The sequence below is a fragment of the Gordonia sp. DT101 genome, from assembly GCF_049844895.1.
GTDB lineage: Bacteria > Actinomycetota > Actinomycetes > Mycobacteriales > Mycobacteriaceae > Gordonia.
Genome location: NZ_JBNCLX010000001.1, coordinates 848778 through 872187, shown reverse-complemented (window position 1 = coordinate 872187; position 23410 = coordinate 848778). Strand labels below are relative to the sequence as shown.

The window sequence follows — 23410 nt, the reverse complement described above, 5'->3', positions numbered from 1 at the left end:
CGGCCGTCGGCGTGCCCGATGACACCTGACCCGTGGCACTACACTCGGCACATGAGTCGTGGACCGTGGGACAAGGTGGCCAAACGGGTGGCGCGGTCGCGAGCGGACCGGGTGGCCGTGGTCCGGCTCGACGGTCCGATCGGCATCGGCGGTCTCGGCCGTTCCGGGCTGACCGCGGACAATGTCGAGTCTGTCCTCAAGCGCGCCTTCGGCACCGAACACGTGAAGGCTGTCGTGATCGTCATCAATTCGCCGGGCGGCTCGCCCGCCCAGTCGGAGTACATCGCCGAACGAATCCGCCAGCTGTCCGCGGAGAAGGGCGTCCCGGTCATCGCGTTCTGCGAGGACGTCGCAGCGTCGGGTGGCTACTGGATCGCCTGTGCCGCCGACGAGATCTTCGCTGCGCACACCTCGATGATCGGGTCCATCGGGGTGGTGTCGTCTGGGTTCGGTCTCTCCGATGTGCTGACGCGTTTCGGTGTACAGCGCAGGCTGTACACGACCGGCGACAACAAGGCCCGGTTGGACACCTTCTCGCCGGAGCGGCCCGAGGATGTGGAGTGGCTCAGGGCGTTGCAGGCCCAATTGCACGAGGCCTTCATCGCGTGGGTCCGGCAGCGGCGCGGCAAGCGGCTCAGTGCTCCCGACGACCAATTGTTCAGCGGCGACATCTGGGTCGGCAGCCGCGCAGTGCAGGTCGGACTCGTCGACGGGATCGGCGTCATGCGGTCGGTCATCGCCGAGCGCTATCCGGATGCCGAGATCACCATGATCGAGGCACCGAAACCCCTTGTCGCCCGCCTGGTGGGCGGGCAGGTCAGTGTGAACCAATTGATGGAGAGCGTGGTCGCGGGGACGGTCAGCGCCGTCGATCGGGCGCTCGCCACGCGTCTGCAGTGACGGATCGAGGGTTCATGCTCAGCCGGTCACGCCGATTTCTCCCCAACTTTCCCCAAGTTATCCACAGGGAAAGCGGTTATCGTGAAGAACCTTTGACTGTGACGTGGGTCTGCACGTTGTCGAATAGTCTCAACCGTTGCGCAACCAGATCCGTGACCCCTATCACAACGGGTGTGGTAACGGTCACAGATCGGTGCGGCATGTGGCCTGGTTGTCCACAGTTTCCACAGTCTCATCCACAGCTTTATGGTGGTCGATGCACACCTCACGCCGGACGTGCAAACCGGCATGTGGATAGTTATATGTAGGTCGGCATAGTGTTGTTCACCTGCCGACGGCCGTGTCAATTCGGGAGTACGGCCGAAGTGGTTGTGCACAGGGCGCGCCGCGGCCCGGGCGGCTGTGCCACCATGGATTCGTGAGCATGGGCGACATCCGGCAGGTGCCGGTCACGGAGCTGCCGGACGATTTCACCGACGAGGCGGACCGGGTCCTGCTCGACGTCCGCGAGGACGATGAGTGGGCGGCGGGTCATGTCCGGGGTGCGGTACACATCCCGCTGGGCGATGTGCCGGCCCGCATCGACGAGATCAACCTCGACGCCGATCTCCTGGTGGTGTGTCATTCGAGCGGACGATCGATGCGCGTCCTGCAGTATCTCGCACAACTCGGCTACGAGGGCAGCTGTGTCCGCGGCGGCATGCTCGCGTGGGTCGAGAACGAGAAGCCGGTCGAGGCGGGGAGTACCGGGTCGAAATGATCGACCTGTGTCCGCAGTGCCGTATCCAGGCACCGCATCGTCCGGGGCGCGAACGCTGCCCGCGTTGTGGCGGACCGCTGCGCGTGGTCGACAGTGATGTGATCGGCGACCGGGCGGGCCCGGCGCAAACGCCGCACGGCCCGACGGCATCCCATCGTGAGATCCAGGCCCGGCCGGCGGCGCCGTCGGCTCCGGGTCAACCCTCGAGCGGCCCGCGCAGCAGTCGGCTCTACCGGAGCAGGCATGTCCGTTGGGTCGCCCGCCGGCCGCCGGAGGCCATCCCGGCCCGGCGCCCGATGGTCGCACCCGGTCCGCGGCCGATCCCGCGATACGTCTACGTCCCGCGATGGGGCCTGCGTGATGTCCCGGTCGAGGCCGGCGGCGACGGTCACAATCCGCTGGAGGCGCTGACGGCGGTCCTCCTGCATGCACTGCGGCTCCTTGCCGGTGCGCTCGGGCTGGCCGCGGTCGTCCATCTGCTCCGCTACATCCTCCTGGTGGTGAACCGGTCCGTGCCGGTCGCCGGCTGGACGGACCGGGCATCGGCATTCCTGGCGATCTTCGGCGGACTGGTGGCATTCGGGGTGTTCGTCTATGCCACCGTCGTCTTCACGAGGTGGATCACCGCCCTGCGCGACGATGCCTATCGCCGGCACGATCTCCGCGACCCGCGACCGAGGTGGCAGATCGCACTGCTCGCGGCCGGACCGTTGGTCAACGTGGCTGGAGCGGCGGTCCTGCTGCACGAGGTCGCCCGGATGCGCGACGATCTCGAGCCCGAGCGCACACGGCGCCGGCTCACCAAGCTGTGGGTGGCCTGGGCGATCGTCAACGTCCTCGCACTGATCGCGGTGATCACTCGCGTCGTCGCGACGGCATCGGGCTCGATCCAGACCTCTGCCAACGGACTGGCGGCGGTGGTGATCAGCTCGGCGGTGTCCGGCGTGTTCGCCTGGTGGCTCGGCACCCGCCTGATGGCGATCTTCGGTGCACCCCAGGACGAGCCGCTACCGTCGCGACGATGGGTGGCGGTCGCATGACGGGTGTCGAGCAGATCTCCCGATCCGGCAAGCCCGCCGTGGTGGCCCACCGTGGCGCCTCGGAGGCGCTCCCCGAGCACACCCTGGCGGCCTACGAGCTGGCCCTGAGTCAGGGAGCCGACGGCCTCGAATGCGACGTCCGGCTGACCAGTGACCAGGAGCTCGTCTGCGTCCACGACCGCACCGTCGACCGGACCTCCGACGGAACCGGTGTGGTCAGCGAGATGTCGCTGGCGGAACTACGCGATCTGGATTTCGGCAGTTGGCATCCGGCAGGCGACAAGGCGTCGGTGCTCACCCTGCGAGAACTGCTCTCCCTGACGCTGGATTGGCGACGGCCGGTGCGGCTGTTCATCGAGACCAAGCATCCGGTCCGCTACGGCAGCCTGGTGGAGCAGAAGTTGCTGGCGCTGCTCCACGAGTTCGGTGTGGGCACGCCGCCGTCGGCGGATCACAGTCGCGCGGTGGTCATCTCGTTCTCGTCGGCCGGGGTGTGGCGGATTCGCCGGCACGCCCCGATGTTGCCGACGATCCTGCTCGGGGACACCGCCCGCCTGCTCGGCGGCAGTGCCGCGACGGCGGTGGGTGCCACCGGCATCGGGCCGTCCGTGGAAACCCTGCGGCTGAACCCGGATCTGGTGGACCGGGCCGCCGCGGCCGGTCGGGTCACCTACTGCTGGACTGTCGACGAGCAGGTCGACGTCCAGCTCTGCGCGGATCTCGGCGTTCGCTGGCTCGCGACCAATCGTCCTGCGAAGGTGCGTGACTGGCTGGTCACCGTCGACTGAGTCCCGGGCTGGGGGATGCGGCGGATCTCATCGTGTCCCGATGTCGCGTGAGCGCGCCGCGAAGTCGGCGATGTCGGCGGGCAGCCTGGCTCGAGCGCGGTCGGCCAGATCGGGCAGTCCGAGAGCATCGAGATACGACGACCACGCCGGACCCGGAGTACGCAGCGCCGCAACCTCATCGAATGCGACGTGCCTGCGTACTCGCGCTGCGGCGGTGATCCGCGCATGGTCCTCGGACGTGAAGATCTCGGCAGAACTACTGACCAACGGATTGCCCTCCCCTGACAATTCGCCATGTCGCACTTGGGAAGTGCGCTCGCCTATCGGCTAGTGGCGCGGTTCGATGGTGTCGGTGAAGGCCAACTCGCCGGTGGCCGATTTGATGGCCCAGCGCTTGGCACGGATCGGTCGAGACCCGATGTGGGTCAGTGAGGCCTCGGTCTGTTCACCGAAGTCGTCGACCACGACAGCCTCCACGACGGTACCGTCGTCGAGAGTGGCCGAGACCGTGGTGCCGATGACGATCTCCGGCTCGCTCGGTGCGGTCTCGGTGGCCGACTCCGCCTCGGGCTCGGCCTCACGCTTCTTCTTCAGAAGAGCCATGTCTGTCCGACCTCCTCCGTACCGCGGGCGGTACCGGCCACGTCGTGATGCAGCATGTGTCCTCCTCTGATTCGCGCAACCACACAGGTGAACTTCGTTCACGATAATAAAATACCGCCTCATGGTGGTGGGCGCAGCGATACGGCTCCGGTGAACTCCAGGTGAGCGCGAGCAGAAATCGGACGAGGACGTCACTGAGGTTGTGGAGGCGCAGGGCGCGCGCCGACACGGAGGCGTTCTGGTGGCCGTCCTCCCCGAAAAGCGCCAGGCCTGCGTCGAGAAATCGGCCGCGACGGTGATCCCGGCGTTCGCTCACCGAGATGCCGCCATGGGTTCGATCGTTCACGCCCATACCCGACCAGTCTGAGCAGGCCGGGTGCCCGATCCGGCCACGCGGCGGGCCGCCACCCTCGGCTCGGCGGTGTCGCCTCATGAGAAGGTGGACGCATGGCGAAGAAGAGCAAGCGGGGCAGCGGACCGCGTCCGGGCAGTAATCGGGCCGAGCGGGTGGCCGCCCGCAAGGAGCGGCAGCTCGCCGCGATGGCACCGCCGCCCAGGCCCTTTGCGGGACTGGCGGCCGAGTGCGACCTCGTGGCGTTGCGCGCGTTCGTGGCCTCGGCCATCGCCGATCTCGCGCTCGTCGAACCCGGACCGGCCGAACCCGAACTGACGTCGGCGCTGCCCGACGATTCCGCCCCTTCGGCGAAATCGCAACGGCCGAAGGGTATTCGGAACGAGGTTCGACTCGCGACGATCCTGCCCGGCGCGGTGCCGGCGCTGGTCCGCGACGCGACGAACGGGCCCGAGGGCCTCGTCGCGATGCAGACCGACCCGGAGCCCGCCGACCTGACCGGATCGCTGGCCGAAGCCATCGAGTGGGCAGCCCACGCCGAGCCGGATGCGGAGTACGCGCCCGCCGGCACCTCGCGGTCACTGACCCAGTTGCTCGACGTGGATGCGCAGCTGGAACTGGTCGTCTACGACGACTTCTCGTGGTGGTTCCCGGCGGGAACCGATGTGCCGCCGGAGATCGCGGACATGTTCCAGCGGGCCAACGACTCGATCATGCCGACCGCGCGTCTGAACCCGAAGAGCGGTGTCGGCGCACCCTGGTGGGTCGACGCCGGCGAGCGCGCCCATCTGAGGTGGGTGCGACCGGAGGACGAGGACGACCTGATGACCGCGCTGGCCCGGCTGCATGCCGCGGATCGCCTGACCCTCGGCGAGGGTTCGCGTTTCGCCGGATCGTTCCGCACCCACGGGCTGCTGGTGCCGGTGTTCGATCTGGACAACGAGCTCCACCATGAGGAGTGGTACCCCGGCCTGGACCGGTTCGACGAATGCCTCACCGAGGCGATGGCCCAGACCGGCGATCTCAGCACCGCCGAACTCCGTTCGCGCGATGGTATTCGCGGTCGGCAGGTCACACTGCGCTGAGTATGTGAAACGCGTCGAGTATGTGAAACGGGCTGAATGATGTGAAACGCGCTGAGCATGTGAAACGGGCCACGCGCGTTCTTACAGATTGCCGCCTGCGGCAGCAGGGGCAGGCGTCGCGGAAGCAGGCGCGCCATTGACCTCGCGCTCGACGAAATTCTCCAGGTCGAACAGATTGCCCTGTGCGCGTTCGGCGATCGTCTGCAGGGTGGTCATCGTGGCGACCTCCTCGACCTGCTCGGCGAGGAACCACTGCATGAACTGCTCGCCGAGGTAGTCGCCGTTGTCGCGGGCGGCCCGGGCCAGATCGACGATCTGCTCGGTGACGGTCTTCTCCTGTGTCAGGGCCAGTTCGATCGGTGCCCGGTAGTCGGCGAAGTCGTTGCGGGGAGCCGAGACGGCGGGGATCTCCACATCGATGTCGCGATCGAGGAAGTACTGCACGATCATCATCGCGTGGTTGCGCTCTTCGACCGACTGGGCATAGAAGTGCTTCGCCAGCTGCGGCATGTCGTGGCTGTCGTAGTAGATGGCGACCGCGGTGTACTGCTGTGCGGCGGCGAACTCGTTGCCGATCTGGTCATGCAGCAGCTTGTGGAAGACGGTCTCGTCCGTGGTGGCTGTCATGGGGTTCATCGTAGAAGGCCCGAAAAGCCCAGTTCAGCCCAGTTGAGCCTAACTGAGTTCAGCCTCACCAACATTCGGCTCGCCTCACCTCAGCCGCCGAGCACGCCGCCCTTGCCGGACAGGAGGTCGTCGGGGACGGCGACGCCCTTGCGGATGTAGCTGAAGAATTGTTCGGTGTTGTCCCCCACGGCAAGTGAGTCACCGTCGTCGGTGTACTCGTCCCCGCCGGTGGGTGTGGTGGTGGTGATCGGGTTGCCGCGCAACGCCCATGCGAGCCCCATGAGGTTCCAGATGTGGTCACCCTCGTCCACAGTGAGCGCATCGACCGCTCCGTTGACGAACGGGATCAGCCGGAACGGATTGGCGAGCACCGACGGACTTGTCGCCTTGGCCATCAAGGCATTCAGGAACTTGCGCTGGTTCACCACCCGCTCGAGATCGGCATTGGGGAAGGCACGGGTGCGGACGAGTCCGAGTGCCTGCTTGCCGTTGAGTTCCTGGCAGCCCTTGGGCAGCTTCAGACCGGCCTTGGGATCATTGAGCGGTTCATCGAGACAGATGGTGACGCCGCCAACGGCGTCGACCACGCTGTCGAACCCGCCGAAGCCGATTTCCGCGTAGTGGTCGATCCGGACGCCCGACAGCTGCTCCACCGTCTGGGTGAGTAGCTGGGGCCCACCGAAACTGAAGGCGGCGTTGATCTTGTGCGATCCCTGACCGGGGATCGGGACGTAGAGGTCGCGCGGGATGCTGATGATCATCGCCGAACCGCTCGGCGGCTTGTGCACCATCATGATGGTGTCCGTGCGGGAACCGTCGCTGTCGCCGGTGGAGAGCTGCTGACGCTGGTCGTCACTCAGGTCCGCGCGCGAGTCGCTACCGACGATCAACCAGTTCGTGCCCGGGGTGTCGGCCGGTCGGCCGGCGTAGGGGACGAGCGCCTCGGTGCGGTGGAGCTTGCCGTCGTAGTAGAAGAGCAGACCCACCGACGCGACGACGAAGAGGAGCAGCACGGCCAGGATGAGCCGACCGATCCGCAGCCGACGACGTTTTCGCTTCGGCTTGGGTGCCGGCGGTGCGGTCGTCGAGCTCGACCGTGTTCGGCGGGGCGGGACACCGCCCGACCCCCGCGAACCCGAACGACCCGGCTCCGCGGAACGCCTGGGCGGTTCGGCCGGGCGCCCCGGGATGGGCTCCGGCTGCTGAGTCGGCGCGTAGCCGGGTCTCGGTGACCCCGGCGAGTCCGACCATGCCAGCGGGGGCTGATAGCGCGAGCCGTCGGACCGGCGGTCGCGCAGATGGGCGGTGGGTTCGGGGGCGCCGGGCTGAGGCGATGGGGCTCGAGGCGGTGGGGCCTGAGGTGGGGACTGGCGTGGGGGCGGGACCGGCCCACGTCCGGGCGGCATCTGTCGCGTCGGGCCGTTCTCGACGGGCGGCACCGGGTTGCGGCGGGGCGGTCGCCCGCCCGGAGCACCCCGTTGGGCAGGGTCACCGGAGCGCGGCGCGGGCCCGGGCGGGCCACCGTGCCGACGCATCATCGGCGGCTCTGGCGTATTCATCCCAACCAATGTACGCATCGCCGATCCGGATTCTGGCCCGTGAGCGGCCGCCTGCGACCCATCGCACAAAACAACATCACCAACTGTGACAGTGAGTATTGACACATACGTCCCGCGTATTTAGTGTCGGAGGTCACAGGCAGTACCGATCCGGAGGTGTGCGATGACCGTGACGACCCGCGCGACGACCGAGGCAGAACGCGATGACACCGCGGGCCGGGAGGCCGTCTCGCGGCGACTGATCAACGGCTCCGTGAAGCGGTCGTATGCACCGGTCGTCGATCTGGACTGGGATCGGGCCCCCGAACCCGAGCGCTACTTCCTGCCGCCCAGCGTGCTCAGCCTGGTGGGCACCGAGATCTGGGAAGGGCTCTCGCCGCAGCAGCGCATCGACCTGTCCCGGCAGGAGATGGCCAATATCCTCTCGGTCGGCATCTGGTTCGAGAATCTGCTGAATCGCACGTTGCTGGCCAGACTGATGGTCGCCGACCCGGCCTCGGCGACGACGCACTACGCCCTCACCGAGATGGGCGACGAATGCCGGCACATGGTGATGTTCGGCCGGGCCATCGAGTGGTCGGGTGCCCGGCCGTTCCAGATGCGACTGTGGGAGCGGGTCGGGATGGCACTGCTGCCCCATGCGCTGCGGGGCAGTCTCCTGTGGGTGGCCGCGCTGGTGGGTGAGGAGATCTTCGACGCCCTGCAACGCGAGATGCTCGACGATCCCCGGCTGCAGCCGCTGGTGGCCCGTCTCATGCAGGTGCACGTCGCGGAGGAGGCCCGGCACATCGGTTTCGCCCGGGACGGGATCATGCGGCGCAAGCCGATCCGCGGCCGATGGGAGACCTTCGTCGCGGCCAACGGGCACGCCTTCGCCGGTGTCCTCTTCCGCCGGCTCTTCACCAATCCCGCCATGTATCGCCGGGCCGGGCTCGACGGTCGGGCCGCGGCTCGCGCAGCCCGCGCCAACCCTCGGTTCCGTGAGGCCCAGGTACGCGGATTCGCCTCACTCGCATCATTTCTCGAGAGCGCCGGACTGATGAGCAGGCTCTCCCGATACGGCTGGCGTCGTGGCGGGTTCCTGTGACCGGCCCAGTGACCACTCCGGAGATCATCTCGGTCGCGGTAATCGGGTGCGGGCCGCTCGCCCGTCGGCTCAAGACACGAATCGGCCAGTCGCCGATGATGATCGAGATCGTCGACGACCCGGCGCCCGGTGATCTCGCGGTACGCGAGGCGCCGTCGCCGGATGGTGGCTATCTGGGCGTCGCCTCGGCCGGACGGCCCGGCGAATTCTTTCTCACCGATGAGCGGGCGATCGGCTACCTCGTCGACCTGATCGAGCACTTCGCCGTGACCGGCGCGAGGTCGGTGGTGGTGCGGCGGACGATCGAGAATGAGTGGGCCGCAGTGGGTTCGGAGCGCACTCGCCGCAAGCGGCTGCGAACTTTCCGCCCGGAGGACTACGACTGGGTCGGGACCGAGTCGATCGACGACGACGTCTTCGACGGCGACGCGACGCTCTCCGCCGACGGTGACGAGATTTTCGCGCACCTGCGCATCTCCGGGTATCTGGATCCGCTCGACGGGCTGTACCACTGGGCCGGAACGGCGTTCGGCACCGACGTGCGGACGTGGAAGGACGATCGGGTGAAGCACGTGACCGTGTCGATCGGGGATCGAGAACCGGTGGACGCGCGGCTGGCCGAGGTCACGCCGTCGGGTGCGGTGCGGGTCGTCGGTGTCGGCGCGCCGCCGTATGCGTTGGAACCACTGACCATCTGACGGTCGGGTCAACCCACCCAGCTGAGATGGTCGTGGAGCAGCGCGTACCCGACGAACGCGACGACGTCCATCACCGCATGTGCGATCACCAACGGCCAGACGCGTGAGGTGATCTGGAAGAACCGCCCGAAGACCAGCCCCATCACCACGTTCCCGAGGCCCGCGCCGACGCCCTGGTACAGGTGATAGCCACCGCGAAGCACCGAACTGGCGGCCAGTGAGGCATTCTCCGACGTGCCGAGCTGGCGTAGCCGGGTGATGAAGTAGGCGACCACGATGATCTCCTCGGCCGCCGCGTTGCCGATCGAGATCAGGATCAGGATCGGCCAGCGCCACCACACGCCGTCGACCTCGCTCGGCACCAGATGGGCGTTCATCCCCAGCGACCGGGCGATGGCGACCAGGGCGAGACCGGGCAGCCCGATCAGCGCGGCGAGACCGACGCCTGCCGGGATGTCGCGGCGCGGTGCCCATCGGCCGAGGCCGACCCGGTTCAGTCCGATCCCGCTGCGCCACAAGAGATAGATCCCGAGAGCGCCGATCGCGAACAGCCGGATCGCGCTCATCAGCTGCCGCACGAAGTCGATCCAGTCGAGATCCGAGCGCGACGGATTCAGTGCGACGGTGGTGTTCCCGATCCCTCCCGACAGCTGCGCCTCGATGAGCGAGAGCGCGGCGGCAATTGCGGAGAACAGGAAGGTGAGCACACCGACGATCGCCAGTTCGACGACGATGGCCCGCCGTTCGGTGGGGTCGGTCACGACGTCGACGGTCCGCGGGCGCTCCGGTGTCAGTACCGATCGGAGCGTGGCGCGCATGGCGCACAGCTTACGGGTGCGCGCCGGGCCGGTCAGTCGGGCAGGCTGTTGATGAACGGACAGCCCGCGAGGTTGCGCAGCGCCTGGGAGAGTTCGTAGACGTCGGAGACCGGCTGGGCGAAGGGCAGCCGGATGTCGGAATCGCCGGCCGGGCCCTCGATGCGGAACCGGATGCCGAAGCGATCGAGTCCGAGTGGACGGACGCGTCCGGTGCGCAGCGCTCGCGGCAGCGTGCGCGCCAGCCGGCCCACCACGTCTGCGTGGTCGGCGTCGAGATGGGCGATCCAGTCGGTTTCGTACTCCCAGAACGGGTCGGGGAGCGCCCCGGCGAGTTCGGCGGCCGGGACCGATGCGGCCCCCGAGGCCGTGGCGATGACCGCGCTGTCGATCTGCAGGCGCAGCATCGAGTGGCCGTGGCCGATGTCGAGGAGCCCGTCGTCGGGATCTTCGGCGGCGATCTCCACCGCGAGGTCGCGTTCCAGGTTCGACGGGACCGCGTGCAGGTGGCCGGTCAGCCAGATGAGCGACCGCACGCGTTCGCGGAGATCGATGGGAGCGCAGTCGGTGACCTCGACCATCGCGGCCATCCCGTCGGGGCAGTCGCCGGCGAGGAGCATCGCCTCGCCGTCGGTCGGCACGAGCACGAAGGCCTGTGACTCGAACAGGTGGATCACGTTGACGGGCGCTGTCTCGGCGCCCTCGACGGCCAGGGTCGCGCCGGTCACGCGCCGGCATGCGGTCTGGATCAGTTCGGCATCCGACGGGTGGTCGGTGACTGCGTGCGCCATGCGCTCCCTCGCTCTCGATCAATGAAGGTAAACCTAACCTAAGAGGTTACGGCCTTGCTCGTCAACGTTTTCGTTCGGGCCGGTCCGAAGGCGAACTGGGCAGAGCGCCCGCTCGACTACGATCTTGTCGTGACAGTGTTCGCATATTTCGGGCCATCGGGGACCTTCACCGAGATCGCCCTCGACAAGGTGCTCGCCTCGGGCGTGCAGTTGCCACGAACGGCTGGTGACGCGCAGAAGATCGCGGCGAAGAGTCCGGCGGCGACCATCGAGATGGTTCGTGGGGCGGTCGCCGATTTCGGGTGCGTACCGATCGAGAGTTCCGTCGAGGGAGCCGTTCCGGCCACCGCGGATGCGCTGGTCCCGCCCGGTCCGGGCACCGCGGGCCGCGTGCAGGTGTTCGCCGAGGTGGTCCTCGATGTCGCGTTCACCATCGCCGCCCGGACGCCGATCCCCGCCACCGAGGTGCGCAGCCTCGCCGCTTATCCGGTCGCCGCCGCGCAGGTGCGTGAATCGGTCGAGAAGCTCTATCCGAACGCCCAGTTCGTGACGGCGTCGTCGAACGCGGCGGCCGCCGCCGACGTCGCGGCGCAACGCGCCGATGCCGCGGTGACGACCTCGCCGGCGGCCGGGTTGTCGGGGCTGGTGACCCTGGCCGACGGGGTGGCCGACGCCGACGACGCCTACACCCGCTTCCTCCTGATCGGGCGTCCCGGGCCGCCGCCGTCCGCGACCGGCGCCGACCGCACCTCGGTGATCCTCGACCTCCCCAACGTGCCGGGCAGCCTGATGTCCGCGATGAACGAATTCGCCTCGCGGGGAATCGATTTGACCCGTATCGAGTCGCGTCCCCGGCGAGACGTACCCGGGTCCTACCGGTTCTACCTCGACGCCGTCGGTCACCTCGACGACGACGCGGTCGGCGAGGCGTTGCGTGCCCTGTACCGACGGTGTGAGCGGGTGACCTACCTGGGCTCGTGGCCGGTCGATCGCGGCACCGGGGCGCCGCCGCCGGATCCGTCCGACAGCGCCGCCTGGTTCGCCGCCCTGCGCCGCGGGGAGGTCCGGTAGTGGCGCGGCTGCACCTGGTCCGGCACGGCGAGACCACGTCGAACGTGATGCGACGGCTCGACACCGCGCTGCCCGGCGCCGGTCTGACGGATTTCGGCGGACGCCAGGGCGTGCGGTTCGCCTTGGAACACACACCCGACGATCGGGTGGTCCTGGTCAGTTCGGTGGCGCGACGTGCCCAGCAGACGGCCGAGTTGATCGGATCGGTGTGGGGAACGAACCCGGACGTCGCCGACGGCATCCACGAGGTCCAGGTGGGCGAGCTCGAGGACCGCTCCGACGACGACGCCCACGGCGTGTTCAAGGACATCGTGGACCGCTGGCACCGAGGTGACATCGAGGCACGCATCCCGGGTGGCGAATCACTCGCGATGGTCTACGAACGCTATCTGCCGGTGATCGACGATCTCACCACCCGGCACCTGGTCGGACCCGATCAGCGCGATGTCTATGTGGTCAGTCATGGCGCTGCGATCCGCCTGATCGCGGCACGGCTCGCCGGTGTCGACCCGACCTTTGCGGCGAGCACGCATCTGCAGAACACCGGCAGCATCGAACTCGAGTACGTCGACGGCCTGTGGCGTCTGCACCGCTGGGGCGCCGTCACCGGTCCGTTCGGCCCGACGGTCGACGAACCGCTCGTGACCGACCCGATGGGCTGATCGCCCAGCCTGAACTCTCAGCCCCAGCCGTTGGCGTGCAGCCAGGCGTCGTCGATGCCGAAATGGTGGGCGATCTCGTGGATCACGGTCACGGCGACCTCGCGGACCACCTCGTCGCGGTCGCGGCACATCGCCAGGATCGGTTCGCGGTAGACGGTGATGGTGTCCGGAAGGTAGCCGCCGTACTCGTGGTCTCGCATGGTGAGCGCGACGCCATGATAGAGGCCGAGGATGGTCGGCTCCTCGGGGTTGTGCGCCTCGACGAGGATCACCACATTCGACATGTTGTCGGTCAACTCCGACGGGATGGTGTCGAGAGCGTCGGACACCAGCCCGTCGAACTCGTCGTCGGACATCTGGATCGGCATCGGCTCACCCGGCCGGAGCCGGCGTCTCGATCGGGTTGGGCTCCACGCCGGGCGGGAGGGGAACCGGTGTCGGCAACGCGCGGCCGGGGGGCGCCTGCGGCGGCGGGACCGGGAGTTTGCCGTTGATGAGAAGGGTGGACCGGGCATCGCCGACCAGCGTGGCGAACCCGCCCGCGTCGGGAAGGCCCAGGTAGCAGACGACCGTTCGGCTGCCGGCGAGCCAACTGGGCTCCGACAGCACCGACCACTGCACGTTCAGGGTGGTCGCGTCCAGCTTGTTCTTGCCGCCGAGGAATCTGTTCGCCTGGACCGGGCAGATGGATTGCAGGTAGTCGTTCTGCTGTTGGGCCGCCGGCCACGGTTTGCCCGAGAGTCGATCGCCGAACCGTGGCGCGAGGGAGACCGTGCCGGTGGTCTGGAACGCGTGTGCCTCGGTGCAGTTGACCGTGGTTCCGGTCGGCTTCCTGGTCGCCCGGTCGATCCCGATGCAGGTGCCGGCAGGCCACTGGAAGGACTGGTCCTGGTCGCCGACGCGTCCGACGAACTGATCCGGGGCGCCGTCCTTCCCGGTCTGCTGGACTCCGCAGCGCAGTTCCCGGGCACCCTTGTCCCACTGCACCTGCGACGGGTACATCATGCCGACCGAGAACCGTCCCTGCGGATCGAGTCGTCCGTCCAGGTACTGGTCGACCATCACCGGGCACTGCTCGTCGCGGATCGCGGCGAATCGTTCGGTACCCGGCCACACGGCGGATTCGCCGAACTCCGAGCCGGGCAGCACTGCGGTGTCCAGCGGTCCGGCGACCTCGAATCGGTGTTTCTGATCGCAGCCGACCTTGCTGGGGTTGCCGGGGTCGCCGGCGGGCCAATCCAGGCAATCCCCGGTCACCGACTTCGTGAAGGCGTTCTGGGCGATCCGTTCGTTCTCGCCGATGTCGGTCCCGCCCACGCTGCCGCTGTCGTTGAAGACCCCCATCGCGAGCGCGATGCCGCCGGCCACGATCGCACCGATCACCACCGCCGACAACACCACGCGGGTGGGGTGGGCCAGCATGGTGGTGAGCCATCCGCTGGGCTTCGTCGCCTCGTCCGGTTCGGCGTCGCCGCCGGTCGGCTGCCCCTCGCCTGGGGAATCGTCGACGACGTCCACACGGTCGGTGTCGTCGTCGCCGGGGAGGCGCACCCAGTCGTCGGCGTCGTCGGGAGTGGGGTCGTCGTCGTTCATCGGGATCCATCATGCCTGTTGTCGGGAGGGCGTAGTACCCCTGCCATGCCCTCCGTCGTGCCCTCCGTCGTGCCCTCCGTCGTGCCTCCGTCGTACCGCTGCCGAGCGGCGACGATCGCCTGACGCCGGAATTGCGCCACTAGACTCGCGTCCGTGACCCCCGACAACCCCGACCACGCGAACGAGGCCGGCGCCGAGGTCCCCGACGACATCGCCGAACTGGCCGGTCGGCTCTTCGACATGGCCCGGGCCGGCGATGCCGAGACACTGCGGGCCTACCTGGAGGCCGGGGTGCCCGTCGATCTGCGGAACCAGGCGGGGGATTCGTTGCTGATGCTCGCCGCGTATCACGGCTCGGCGCCGACGGTGACCGCGTTGCTCGACCACGGCGCGGACGCGAACGTCGCCAACGACAAGGGGCAGACGCCGCTGGCCGGTGCGGTGTTCAAGGGCTACGACGACGTGGTGGAGATCCTGGTGCGCGGCGGGGCCGACCCGTACGCGGGCGCGCCGTCGGCGCACGACGCCGCCCAGATGTTCGATCGCGCCGACTATGTCCGATTCTGGGAGCCCCCGGTGGAGTAGCCGCGAGCCTGCGACCACTCCGCCGGTCGAGTAGCCGCGAGCCCGGGAGTGGCGTATCGAGACCCCCGCCTTCAGCCCGCCCGGTTCAGCACGCGCAGAACCAGTTGTGCAACACCCGATTTACCGAGCTCCGTCGGATGATACGGCGCGGGCGGCTCGAATCCCGACAGCCACGGTGTCGCCGAGCACGCCGTGTGCGCGGCGCCGGTTTTCGAAGCGGTCACCAGCGCGGCCCCGGAGCTGCGGGCAGCGCGCGCTGTCGCGGCGACCAGCCCGTCGTGGACGCGTACGGTCTCGGCGACCTCTGCCGCGGTCAACGGAATCCGACTGCAGTGCGGCGCGTGCGGATCGATCAGAGGTGGATAGTCGACGATCACGACCTTGGCATGCGGTGCGCGGGAACGGACCTCGGAGACGATCTCGACGATCGCGTGCTCGACCGCCAGGTAGGCGGCAGCCGACGGCTCCGGACGGATCCGTGCGCCCACGCGGCAACCGCTGATCACAGTGCCATGTGTCAGATCGGCGACCGTGTTCGCGCAGCCCTGGGCGGCGACGCGGCTGATGTAGCCCAGGTCGTTCCCGCCGATGGTGACGGTGACCAGATCGGTGTCCGGCGTGACCGCGGTGATCTGCGGGACGCCGGCGTACGGCGACTGGGGTGTCCGGAGAATGTTCGCCGTGGTCGCTCCGGAACAGGTGACGTCGGTGAGCGACAGGCCGCGGGCGGCGGCGACCTGGTGTGGGTAATTGTCCGTGGTCCGCAGACACCGTCGATCCACCAGCCGGGTGGCGCCCGGACCGGCCGCATACGAACTCCCCAAGGCCACATACTTCGCAGCCGGGCGGCCGACCGACGCCGCGCGCTCGTTGCGCGCCGCGGAGGCCTCCACGTCGGGACTGCTCAGCTCGACGATCGCCATACCCGCGGCGACGATCGCGACGGTCGCCAGAGAAGCCGCGACGGTTGCGGTACGCGTGAGAAACGCACGGGTCACGTGCATGCGGGGAGTCCTTTCCGGACCGGGCAGAGATGGAGGAGCGCCGGGCGAGTGCGGGGCGCGAGGTGTCGTGATGGGGATCGGCGGGCGGCGCCACTCCGTTACGGGCGCAACCACACCTCAAGTAGGGTTTCATACGTGATCGACCTCAAGATTCTTCGTGAGAACCCCGACCTCGTGCGAGCTTCGCAGCGGACGAGGGGCGAGGATCCAGGCCTGGTCGACGCCCTGCTCGACGCCGACGCCACACGACGGTCGGCCATCGTCGAGGCCGACACGCTGCGGTCCGAGCAGAAGGCGCTCGGCAAGCAGGTGGGCAAGGCGCAGGGTGACGAGAAGACCGCACTGCTGGCCAAGGGCAAGGACCTCGCCGAGCAGGTGAAGGCCGCGGTCGGCCGCCAGCATGCGGCCGACGAGGCGGCGACGGCCGCGCACCGCGCGATCTCCAATCTGGTCGAGGACGGCGCGCCGGCCGGTGGCGAGGACGACTACGTGGTGCTCGAGCATGTCGGTGAACCGCGCACGATCGACGACCCGAAGGACCACCTGGAACTCGGGGAGTCGCTGGGGCTCATCGACATGGAGCGCGGGGCCAAGGTGTCCGGATCGCGCTTCTACTTCCTGACCGGCCAAGGCGCCCTGCTCCAGCTCGGACTGCTGAACATGGCCGCGCAGAAAGCGGTGGCGAACGGGTTCACCCTGATGATCCCGCCGGTGCTGGTGCGGCCGGAGATCATGGGCGGCACCGGTTTTCTCGGAGCCCACGCCGACGAGGTCTATCACCTCGCGGACGACGACCTCTATCTGGTCGGGACGTCGGAGGTGCCGATGGCCGGCTACCACTCGGACGAGATCATCGACCTCGCCGACGGACCGAAACGCTATGCGGGCTGGTCGAGTTGCTTCCGTCGGGAGGCCGGCAGCTACGGCAAGGACACCCGCGGCATCATCCGGGTGCATCAGTTCGACAAGGTCGAGGGCTTCATCTACTGCAGACCCGAGGACGCCGCAGCCGAGCATCAGAAGCTGCTCGGCTGGGAGAGGGACATGCTCGCCGCCATCGACGTGCCCTACCGCGTGATCGATGTCGCCGGTGGAGATCTCGGCTCGTCGGCCGCCCGCAAGTACGACTGCGAGGCTTGGGTGCCGACCCAGAACACCTACCGGGAACTCACCTCGACGTCGAATTGCACGACGTTCCAGGCGCGGCGGCTGTCCATCCGCTACCGCGACGAGAACGGCAAACCCCAGATCGCGGCGACGCTGAACGGTACCCTCGCGACCACTCGCTGGATCGTCGCGATCCTGGAGAACCACCAGCAGCCCGATGGCTCGGTGAAGCTCCCGCCGGAGCTCGCGCGGTTCGTGGGCACCGAAGTGCTCGAGCCCAAATGATCCGGCACACGGAATAGTCGCCGTCGGATGACCACGGGCATCATCATCGCGGTGATCGGCTCCATCGCGTTTGCCGCGGCAGCAGTGCTGCAGGCGCTGGGAGCAGATCAGGTCGCGCACCGCGCGGCGATCCGGGAAGAACGCCGGAAATCATCGAAATCCCATCCGTCACTTCGGTCCACGATGCTCACGATGCTCACGGTGCCGTTCCTGATCGGGTTCGTCTTCGACATCGTCGGGTTCATCTCCACCATCCTGTCGGCCCGGCTGATCCCGTTGTTCCTGTCGCAGACCATCATCTCGGCGCGACTGGTGGCGACCGCGTTGCTGGCGATGGTCGTCCTGCACGTGTCGCTGACCATGCGGGACTGGCTCGCCGGATCGGTGGTGATCGCGTCACTGGTGCTGCTGGCGGTGTCGGCCGGTCGCGAGGGCGTCGACGACGACCGCTGGACGCACTGGGCGGTCCTGGTGGCCGGGCCGCTCGTGTTCGGCCTCGGCATCGTCGTCATGCGCAAGATACACAAGCACATCGCCGCCGCCACCGGGTTGATCGCCGGGGCGCTCTTCGGCGTCATGGCGGTGGCATCACGAATCCTCGACGGCCTCGACCCCTTCCACCCCGGCACCCTGTTCACCGACCCGGCGCTCTACGGATTGTTGTTCAGCGGGATCTGCGGCTTCTACCTGTTCACCGTGGCGTTGCAGACAGGGTCGGTCAACGGTGCGGCCGCCGCCCTGGTGGTGGGACAGACGGTACTTCCCGGTCTGGTCGGCATCCTGCTGCTGGGCGATGTGACGCGCGCCGGTTGGGGCCCGGTCGCGATCGTCGCGTTCGTCGCCGCGGTCGGGGGTGGCGTCGTCCTCGCCTCCTCGGGTGCGGTCACGGCGGTCGAATCCGCCGACGTCACGAACATGCCTCGGGGCTACGGCCGTACCCAGCAGCTGGGTCTGGACCGCGCGCACAAGGGCTCCGACCCACTTTCTTGAACTCCCGTTTCCTGAGTGCCCGCTGAGCGGGAAGTGTCGTTGCCGGTCATACGTTCGACGAGCCAGGGTGATATGTCCCATTCGGCTCCTGGAGAGTGACGTATGACATACCGCCTTGTTCAGCCCGGACCATCCCGGCGCCGACGCGTCTTACGATGGCGCGCCCTGCTCACCTTGATGGCTTCGGCCGTCGTCATCCTGCTCGCGGCCGTGCCGGCCTCGGCTGCAGAGATGATGCAGGTGACGTTTGTCCGGCACGGCGAGTCCGAGGGTAATGCCTCGGGTCTGATCGACACCTCCGTCCCCGGGCCTGTCCTCACCGAGAAGGGGCAGCAACAGGCGAAGGCAGTAGCGCAGCTGCTGGGGGACAACAACTACGACGGGATCTACGCATCGTCCATGGTGCGGACGCAGCTCACCGCAGCGCCCATGTCCCAGTATCTGGGTCTGCCGATCCAGGTGCTGCCGGGATTCCGCGAGATCGAGGCCGGGATCTACGAGGGCACTCCGGAGGCTGAGGCGGCCGGTGGGTACGCCTTGTACCTGGGTGCCTGGATGGCGGGCCAGCTGGACATGCGGATCCCGGGCGCGAGCAACGGATATGAGTTCAACGACCGGGTGAACGGCGCCCTGCAGACCGTCTACGACAACGGTGACCGCAACGCGGTGGTCTTCTCCCACGGTGGGACGATCATGATCTGGACGATGATCAATGCGCAGAACCTCACCCTTGCGGACAAGATCAAGCTGTTGACGACCGCCTCGCTGGACAACACCGATTATGTTGTCGTCGAGGGAAATCCGGAGGACGGATGGGTGTTGCTGGACTGGAACGGCCAGAAGTTCGGCACTCAACCGACGCTGTCCTCACAGGTGCAGATGCAGTTCCGGACCTTGCAACGTCAACTCGGTGCCACCACCGATGACGTCGTCGCGGCCTGGGATTCGCACGACGGCACGGCCATCGCGACGGCGGCGAATCGCGGCCTCGCCGACGCCGGCTTCTCGGTCATCAAGTTCGCACGAGCGGTGAACGCCGCCGTCATCAAGGAAGTGGCCGGTTCGGCCGCGGTCCCGGCGACGACCGACTCCGAGGAGCCGGTTGTACCGGAGGACGCCACCACCGAGACCGGGACCGAGGACACCACCGAGACCGCGACCGAGGTTTCCGCGAGCGAGGTGTCCGCGAGCGGGGACGCGGCGACACAGGAGACCGCGACCGGGAACACCGAGGACGAGGTGCAGGCCCCGGCCGAGACCGATTACCAAGCGGAGACCGGGGGTTCGGCGTCGCCGGCGAGCGACGGTGCCGGTGCTGATGCAGATGTCACCGCATCCGACGGTGCCGACGGCACCGTCGCAGACGCGGGTGGGTCCGGCAGTGCGGAATCCACGACCGATGACAGTCATGCTGCCGATGCGGGCGTGGAGGACACGGCGGACGCGGGAGCGGCGTCAGACGATTCCGGTGGCGACGGTGCCGACGACGCAGGGAGTGCCGCGGCGTGAGCCTCCTGCCGGGCGGTACCTCCCAGCCGGGATGGCACCGCCCGGCAGGCAATCGGTCGACCAGACGGGTTGACGGCCGCTGGCAGGCGATACTGATCCGATGATCATCGGGATCGTCGCCGCCGTCGTCGCTGCGCTCGGCTACGGCACGGCATCGGTACTCCAGGCCCGGGGCGCCCAGAGCGTGGCGGATCCGACGGTGGACACGGACGCATCCGGGCAGTCGCACGCTCCCAGCCTGCGGTCGACGGTGACCGCGATGCTCACCGTCTCGTTCCTGGCCGGTCTGGTCCTCGACGGCATCGGATTCATCGGGAACCTCGTCGCGGCGCGAGAAATCCCGTTGTTCCTCGCGCAGACGATCGTCAGCGCGAACCTCGTCGTGACGGCGATCCTGGCGACTGTGATCCTCCACGTCCGCCTGCGGACGCGCGACCAGATCGCCATCGCGGTCGTGATCGTCGCGCTGGTCGTGCTCGCGCTGGCCTCCGCCGACGAGGGGCATGGCCACGACGGGGCGTGGCTGCACTGGACGGTACTGATCCTCGGGCTCGCACTCATCGCCGGCGGCCAGGCGATCGTCCAGGTCCTGGGTGCACGCATCGCGGTGGTCGCCGGGTTGCTCGGCGGCGTCGTGTTCGGACTGATGGCGGTCGCGGTCCGCATCGTGCACGGGATCGAGCCGTTCGCCCTCGGTGAACTGCTCACCGATCCGGCTGCATACGCGATCGTCGTGTGTGGTGTGGGCGGTTTCTACCTGTTCACCGTCGCGTTGCAGACCGGTTCGGTCAACGGTGCCGCCGCGGCCCTCGTCGTCGGGGAGACGGTGGTGCCGGGCGCGGTGGGCATCGCGCTGCTCGGCGACACCACGCGTGCCGGGTGGGGGCCGGTGGCGGCCATCGCGTTCGTCGCGGCCGTCGCGGGTGCGGTCACCGTGGCGTCGTCACCTGCGGTTCCCCAGGGATGAGAGAAGACAGGGATGAGAGAAGACAGGGGTGAGACACGTCAGGGGTGAGACGAGGCCGTCACCGGAGCGGCGCCGAAGAGATCTCCGAGCACCGCTCCGGTGACCCCCAGACCGACATGACCTCCCGCGACGAGGGCGGGACGGCACGCCGTGGTCACCAGCGAAGCCGGCAATGTGAGAACACCGAGTTCCACATTGCGCAGAAGGTAGCACGGCAGGTCAGCGCGGGCAATTGCTGCGTCAGTGGTCTTTCGGCGTGGACCGGCCCGCGGCAAACGACAGGATGATGCCGACGAGCATCTCCACCACGGTGTCCCGGTCGGGCCGGTGTTCACTGGTCGCCCAGAGATGCCCGGCCTCGGTCAGCGCACCGATGAACGCGGCGGCCTCGTAGGTGAAGCCGAACTCCGACTCCGACAAACCGGTGAACTCGGCGGCCGCGGCGGAGAAGAATTCGGTCCATTGCCCGCGGGCCTGCACGCGGTGACTCTCGACCTGACTGCTCACGCCGCCGACCTCGACGAAGGCGATCCGCATGCGACGTGGATCCGTCGCGACCGAGTCGAAGAACGCCCCCACGGCTGCGCGGGTGCGCTCCTCGATACCGGCGTCCGCCTGGTCGACGTCGGCGAAGGCGGCCAGCACGGCGTCACGCGCCTCGCCGTGGATCATGTCGTAGGCCGCGATCAGCAGGTCTTCGCGGGTGTCGAACAGCTCATAGAACTGCCTGCGGGACAACTTGGCTGCGGCGCAGATGGCCGACACGGTACCGCGGTCGTAACCGCCGGTGCCGAAGACGTCGAGTGCGGCGGTCATGAACCTGTCCCGACGTTCGGACTGCCGTTCCTCGACCGTGCGGCCACGGTAAGAGCGTTGTGCCACTGGACTTCTCGGATTCTGCCGTCTCGGCTCGTGAGGCTCAGCCCTCGAGCCGTCGGGAGCGCAACTCGTGCCCCTTGGATGTGAGGCATCGGCCGCTCGGCAGGTCCCACTGCCAACCGTGCAGGTTGCAGGTCAGCTTCTCGCCCTCGATCACGCCGAACTTGGAGAGGTCCGCCTTCAGGTGCGGGCAGCGGCGCTGTAATTCCCAGCCGTCCTTGGTGATCGACGACGAATCGTCGTGTGCCTCGGCAAACCAGCCGTCCGCGTAGGCGATCCGTTCGTCGCTGAGGCACTTGAAGAACGTGTAGAGGTACTCGTTGTACCCGCCGATCCGCCACGTGGTGAATCGCGTGGAGAGGAAGATCGTGTTGACCCAGTCGGGTTCGTCGTCGCGGAGAACGGTCCGCACCAACTCCGGAGCGATCCGAAAACCGTAACGGTACTTGCCTTCTCCCTCTTTCGGATCACGGACGATGCGATTCGGGAAGTCGAGTACCACGGTCTGGTCGTCCATCACCAGACCGACCGGATAGCCGATGCCGTCGCAGATGAGATCGGACTGCGCCATGATCGGCTCGAAGAGGTCCCGCAGTGCCGGCAGCAGCGGCTCGCCGTCGTCGACGGCCCAGGTCGCCTTGTCGGCGGCGATGACCGGCGCGAACTTCTGCTTCATCCGCTCCAGGTAGGCCCGCTTGTTCTCGCCGAACACCTCGTGCGGCGCATAGGGATGCGAGACCTCGTTCAACGCCGGGCCGGTGAAATCGGCGACCGACCCGGACACCATCAGCAGGCCGCGGTGGCGCTCGCCGTCGTCCGTGCCGTGAATCCGCATCTGTTCCAGGAAGGTCTCCTGGTCCGGGAAGATGGACGTCTCGTCCGCACCGTCGACGCCGGAGCCGAAGTCGTTCAGACCGAACAGGTCGTCGTCGAGGAACATCGGTGGCCCGGCCGACGGGACCACCCAGCTCGCCCCGACCTGCTCGATGTAGGACCGGGCCCGGTCCATGCCCCGCTGTCGCTTCTGCGCCGCGAAGTTGGCCTTCGACTTGCGTGGGATGTCGTAGACCATCGGGTACCAGATCGCGCCCGAGTATTGCAGGAGATGGACGTCGACGTGACCGAACGACTCGTCGATCACGTCGAGGTCGATGGGACGTGCGTCGTTCATGTTGAAGCAGGTGGTCTCACCGTCGGAGACGATCAGCCCGCTGTCGCCGATCGGGCCGTCGGCCGGCGCTCGCAGTGCGATGATCATCACGTCCAGCGAACCCTTGTCGTTGGTGACGGTCGTCTTCACCGAATCCTCGGTCTCCACGAAGGTGTGGAAGCCGAGCTCCTCGAGCTCGCGGCGCAGATCGGGCACCGGATAGTCGGGCAGCAGTACGGTGGCGTCCTTGTTCACATTCTCGCGGAGATTGCGCTCGTCGAAATGGTCGCGGTGCAAGTGCGATACGTAGAGGTAGTCGCAATCGCCCAGCGACTTCCAGTCCAGTTCGGAGTTGTCCGGGAACGGCACCCATGACGCGAAATAGGCAGGGTTGACCCACGGATCACAGAGAATGGATCCGGCGGTGGTCCGGATGTGGAAACCGGCATGTCCGATGCTGGTGATCTGCAACTTCTCGCCTCCTGAGCACTCGGACCGAGCGG

Annotated in this window: 26 protein-coding genes; 15 read left to right on the top strand and 11 right to left on the bottom strand. The window is 67.8% G+C overall.

What is annotated here, in order from left to right; genetic code table 11:
• Window positions 1-51 precede the first annotated feature (51 nt).
• The 4 genes from ACLQ3I_RS04265 to ACLQ3I_RS04250 all read left to right on the top strand — a co-directional run bounded on the left by ACLQ3I_RS04265 (window position 52) and on the right by ACLQ3I_RS04250 (window position 3488).
• On the top strand, window positions 52-900 hold the full coding sequence (locus tag ACLQ3I_RS04265) for a S49 family peptidase (protein WP_425793069.1): 849 nt from the start codon (window positions 52-54) through the stop codon (window positions 898-900).
• 424 nt (window positions 901-1324) lie between these two features.
• Window positions 1325-1660: a rhodanese-like domain-containing protein gene (locus ACLQ3I_RS04260; protein WP_425800720.1), complete on the top strand. Its 336-nt coding sequence runs from the start codon at window positions 1325-1327 to the stop codon at window positions 1658-1660.
• Window positions 1661-1743: 83 nt separating this feature from the next.
• Complete coding sequence (locus ACLQ3I_RS04255; RefSeq protein ID WP_425800189.1) at window positions 1744-2700, top strand: DUF4328 domain-containing protein; 957 nt, start codon at window positions 1744-1746, stop codon at window positions 2698-2700.
• Entirely contained in the window at window positions 2682-3488 is an 807-nt protein-coding gene (locus ACLQ3I_RS04250; RefSeq protein WP_425793067.1) for a glycerophosphodiester phosphodiesterase, read from the top strand. The genes ACLQ3I_RS04255 and ACLQ3I_RS04250 overlap by 19 nt, the downstream gene beginning before the upstream one ends.
• A gap of 27 nt (window positions 3489-3515) precedes the next feature.
• On the opposite strand, the gene ACLQ3I_RS04245 is transcribed toward ACLQ3I_RS04250, so the two are convergent.
• Both ACLQ3I_RS04245 and ACLQ3I_RS04240 read right to left on the bottom strand, forming a co-directional pair.
• Entirely contained in the window at window positions 3516-3755 is a 240-nt protein-coding gene (locus ACLQ3I_RS04245; protein ID WP_425800188.1) for a hypothetical protein, read from the bottom strand.
• 60 nt (window positions 3756-3815) lie between these two features.
• Window positions 3816-4091 carry a hypothetical protein gene (locus tag ACLQ3I_RS04240; protein ID WP_425800187.1) on the bottom strand — a complete coding sequence of 92 codons (276 nt, stop codon included), beginning with the start codon at window positions 4089-4091 and terminating at the stop codon, window positions 3816-3818.
• A gap of 447 nt (window positions 4092-4538) precedes the next feature.
• On the opposite strand from ACLQ3I_RS04240, the gene ACLQ3I_RS04235 reads away from it, so the two are divergent.
• Entirely contained in the window at window positions 4539-5528 is a 990-nt protein-coding gene (locus tag ACLQ3I_RS04235) for a DUF5926 family protein (RefSeq protein WP_425800186.1), read from the top strand.
• An 81-nt stretch (window positions 5529-5609) separates the two neighbouring features.
• On the opposite strand, the gene ACLQ3I_RS04230 is transcribed toward ACLQ3I_RS04235, so the two are convergent.
• Both ACLQ3I_RS04230 and ACLQ3I_RS04225 read right to left on the bottom strand, forming a co-directional pair.
• Window positions 5610-6155: a ferritin gene (locus ACLQ3I_RS04230; protein WP_425793063.1), complete on the bottom strand. Its 546-nt coding sequence runs from the start codon at window positions 6153-6155 to the stop codon at window positions 5610-5612.
• An 89-nt stretch (window positions 6156-6244) separates the two neighbouring features.
• Entirely contained in the window at window positions 6245-7168 is a 924-nt protein-coding gene (locus tag ACLQ3I_RS04225) for an LCP family protein (RefSeq protein ID WP_425793062.1), read from the bottom strand.
• Between the two features lie 7 nt (window positions 7169-7175).
• On the opposite strand from ACLQ3I_RS04225, the gene ACLQ3I_RS04220 reads away from it, so the two are divergent.
• The 3 genes from ACLQ3I_RS04220 to ACLQ3I_RS04210 all read left to right on the top strand — a co-directional run bounded on the left by ACLQ3I_RS04220 (window position 7176) and on the right by ACLQ3I_RS04210 (window position 9499).
• A complete protein-coding gene (locus ACLQ3I_RS04220; protein WP_425793061.1) occupies window positions 7176-7361 on the top strand; it encodes a hypothetical protein in 186 nt (61 codons plus the stop codon).
• Window positions 7362-7877: 516 nt separating this feature from the next.
• On the top strand, window positions 7878-8801 hold the full coding sequence (locus ACLQ3I_RS04215; protein WP_425793060.1) for an AurF N-oxygenase family protein: 924 nt from the start codon (window positions 7878-7880) through the stop codon (window positions 8799-8801).
• Window positions 8798-9499: a DUF4873 domain-containing protein gene (locus tag ACLQ3I_RS04210; protein ID WP_425800185.1), complete on the top strand. Its 702-nt coding sequence runs from the start codon at window positions 8798-8800 to the stop codon at window positions 9497-9499. Before ACLQ3I_RS04215 ends, ACLQ3I_RS04210 begins: the two co-directional genes overlap by 4 nt.
• 8 nt (window positions 9500-9507) lie before the next feature.
• Here ACLQ3I_RS04210 and ACLQ3I_RS04205 read toward each other — a convergent pair whose 3' ends face one another.
• Both ACLQ3I_RS04205 and ACLQ3I_RS04200 read right to left on the bottom strand, forming a co-directional pair.
• Complete coding sequence (locus tag ACLQ3I_RS04205; RefSeq protein ID WP_425800184.1) at window positions 9508-10317, bottom strand: CPBP family intramembrane glutamic endopeptidase; 810 nt, start codon at window positions 10315-10317, stop codon at window positions 9508-9510.
• A 32-nt stretch (window positions 10318-10349) separates the two neighbouring features.
• The gene (locus tag ACLQ3I_RS04200; RefSeq protein WP_425800183.1) at window positions 10350-11105 is read right to left on the bottom strand and encodes a DUF2470 domain-containing protein; all 756 of its coding nucleotides are present in this window, start codon (window positions 11103-11105) and stop codon (window positions 10350-10352) included.
• Between the two features lie 129 nt (window positions 11106-11234).
• Between ACLQ3I_RS04200 and pheA the strand changes: the two genes are divergently transcribed.
• Window positions 11235-12176 carry a prephenate dehydratase gene (pheA, locus tag ACLQ3I_RS04195; RefSeq protein WP_425793056.1) on the top strand — a complete coding sequence of 314 codons (942 nt, stop codon included), beginning with the start codon at window positions 11235-11237 and terminating at the stop codon, window positions 12174-12176.
• Window positions 12176-12838, top strand: a complete 663-nt coding sequence (locus ACLQ3I_RS04190; RefSeq protein ID WP_425793055.1) for a histidine phosphatase family protein — start codon at window positions 12176-12178, stop codon at window positions 12836-12838. The genes pheA and ACLQ3I_RS04190 overlap by 1 nt, the downstream gene beginning before the upstream one ends.
• A 17-nt stretch (window positions 12839-12855) precedes the next feature.
• On the opposite strand, the gene ACLQ3I_RS04185 is transcribed toward ACLQ3I_RS04190, so the two are convergent.
• Both ACLQ3I_RS04185 and ACLQ3I_RS04180 read right to left on the bottom strand, forming a co-directional pair.
• Entirely contained in the window at window positions 12856-13206 is a 351-nt protein-coding gene (locus ACLQ3I_RS04185; protein ID WP_425793054.1) for a metallopeptidase family protein, read from the bottom strand.
• Window positions 13207-13210: 4 nt separating this feature from the next.
• Window positions 13211-14431, bottom strand: a complete 1221-nt coding sequence (locus ACLQ3I_RS04180; RefSeq protein ID WP_425793053.1) for a septum formation family protein — start codon at window positions 14429-14431, stop codon at window positions 13211-13213.
• 240 nt (window positions 14432-14671) lie between these two features.
• Between ACLQ3I_RS04180 and ACLQ3I_RS04175 the strand changes: the two genes are divergently transcribed.
• Window positions 14672-15016, top strand: coding sequence for an ankyrin repeat domain-containing protein (locus ACLQ3I_RS04175; RefSeq protein ID WP_425793471.1), 345 nt, complete (start codon window positions 14672-14674; stop codon window positions 15014-15016).
• A gap of 71 nt (window positions 15017-15087) precedes the next feature.
• Here the strand turns inward: ACLQ3I_RS04175 and ACLQ3I_RS04170 are convergent, their stop codons facing one another.
• On the bottom strand, window positions 15088-16020 hold the full coding sequence (locus tag ACLQ3I_RS04170) for an SGNH/GDSL hydrolase family protein (protein ID WP_425800182.1): 933 nt from the start codon (window positions 16018-16020) through the stop codon (window positions 15088-15090).
• 135 nt (window positions 16021-16155) lie between these two features.
• On the opposite strand from ACLQ3I_RS04170, the gene serS reads away from it, so the two are divergent.
• From serS to ACLQ3I_RS04150, 4 genes are all read left to right on the top strand, one after another.
• Window positions 16156-17412: a serine--tRNA ligase gene (serS, locus tag ACLQ3I_RS04165; protein ID WP_425793051.1), complete on the top strand. Its 1257-nt coding sequence runs from the start codon at window positions 16156-16158 to the stop codon at window positions 17410-17412.
• 27 nt (window positions 17413-17439) lie between these two features.
• Entirely contained in the window at window positions 17440-18402 is a 963-nt protein-coding gene (locus tag ACLQ3I_RS04160; protein ID WP_425800181.1) for an EamA/RhaT family transporter, read from the top strand.
• Window positions 18403-18579: 177 nt separating this feature from the next.
• Window positions 18580-19911: a histidine phosphatase family protein gene (locus ACLQ3I_RS04155; protein WP_425800180.1), complete on the top strand. Its 1332-nt coding sequence runs from the start codon at window positions 18580-18582 to the stop codon at window positions 19909-19911.
• Between the two features lie 100 nt (window positions 19912-20011).
• Complete coding sequence (locus tag ACLQ3I_RS04150) at window positions 20012-20878, top strand: hypothetical protein (RefSeq protein WP_425793048.1); 867 nt, start codon at window positions 20012-20014, stop codon at window positions 20876-20878.
• Window positions 20879-21118: 240 nt separating this feature from the next.
• On the opposite strand, the gene ACLQ3I_RS04145 is transcribed toward ACLQ3I_RS04150, so the two are convergent.
• Together ACLQ3I_RS04145 and ACLQ3I_RS04140 are read right to left on the bottom strand one after the other, a co-directional pair.
• Complete coding sequence (locus ACLQ3I_RS04145) at window positions 21119-21694, bottom strand: TetR/AcrR family transcriptional regulator (RefSeq protein ID WP_425800179.1); 576 nt, start codon at window positions 21692-21694, stop codon at window positions 21119-21121.
• Window positions 21695-21797: 103 nt separating this feature from the next.
• Window positions 21798-23378, bottom strand: a complete 1581-nt coding sequence (locus tag ACLQ3I_RS04140) for a Rieske 2Fe-2S domain-containing protein (protein WP_425800178.1) — start codon at window positions 23376-23378, stop codon at window positions 21798-21800.
• Window positions 23379-23410 lie beyond the last annotated feature (32 nt).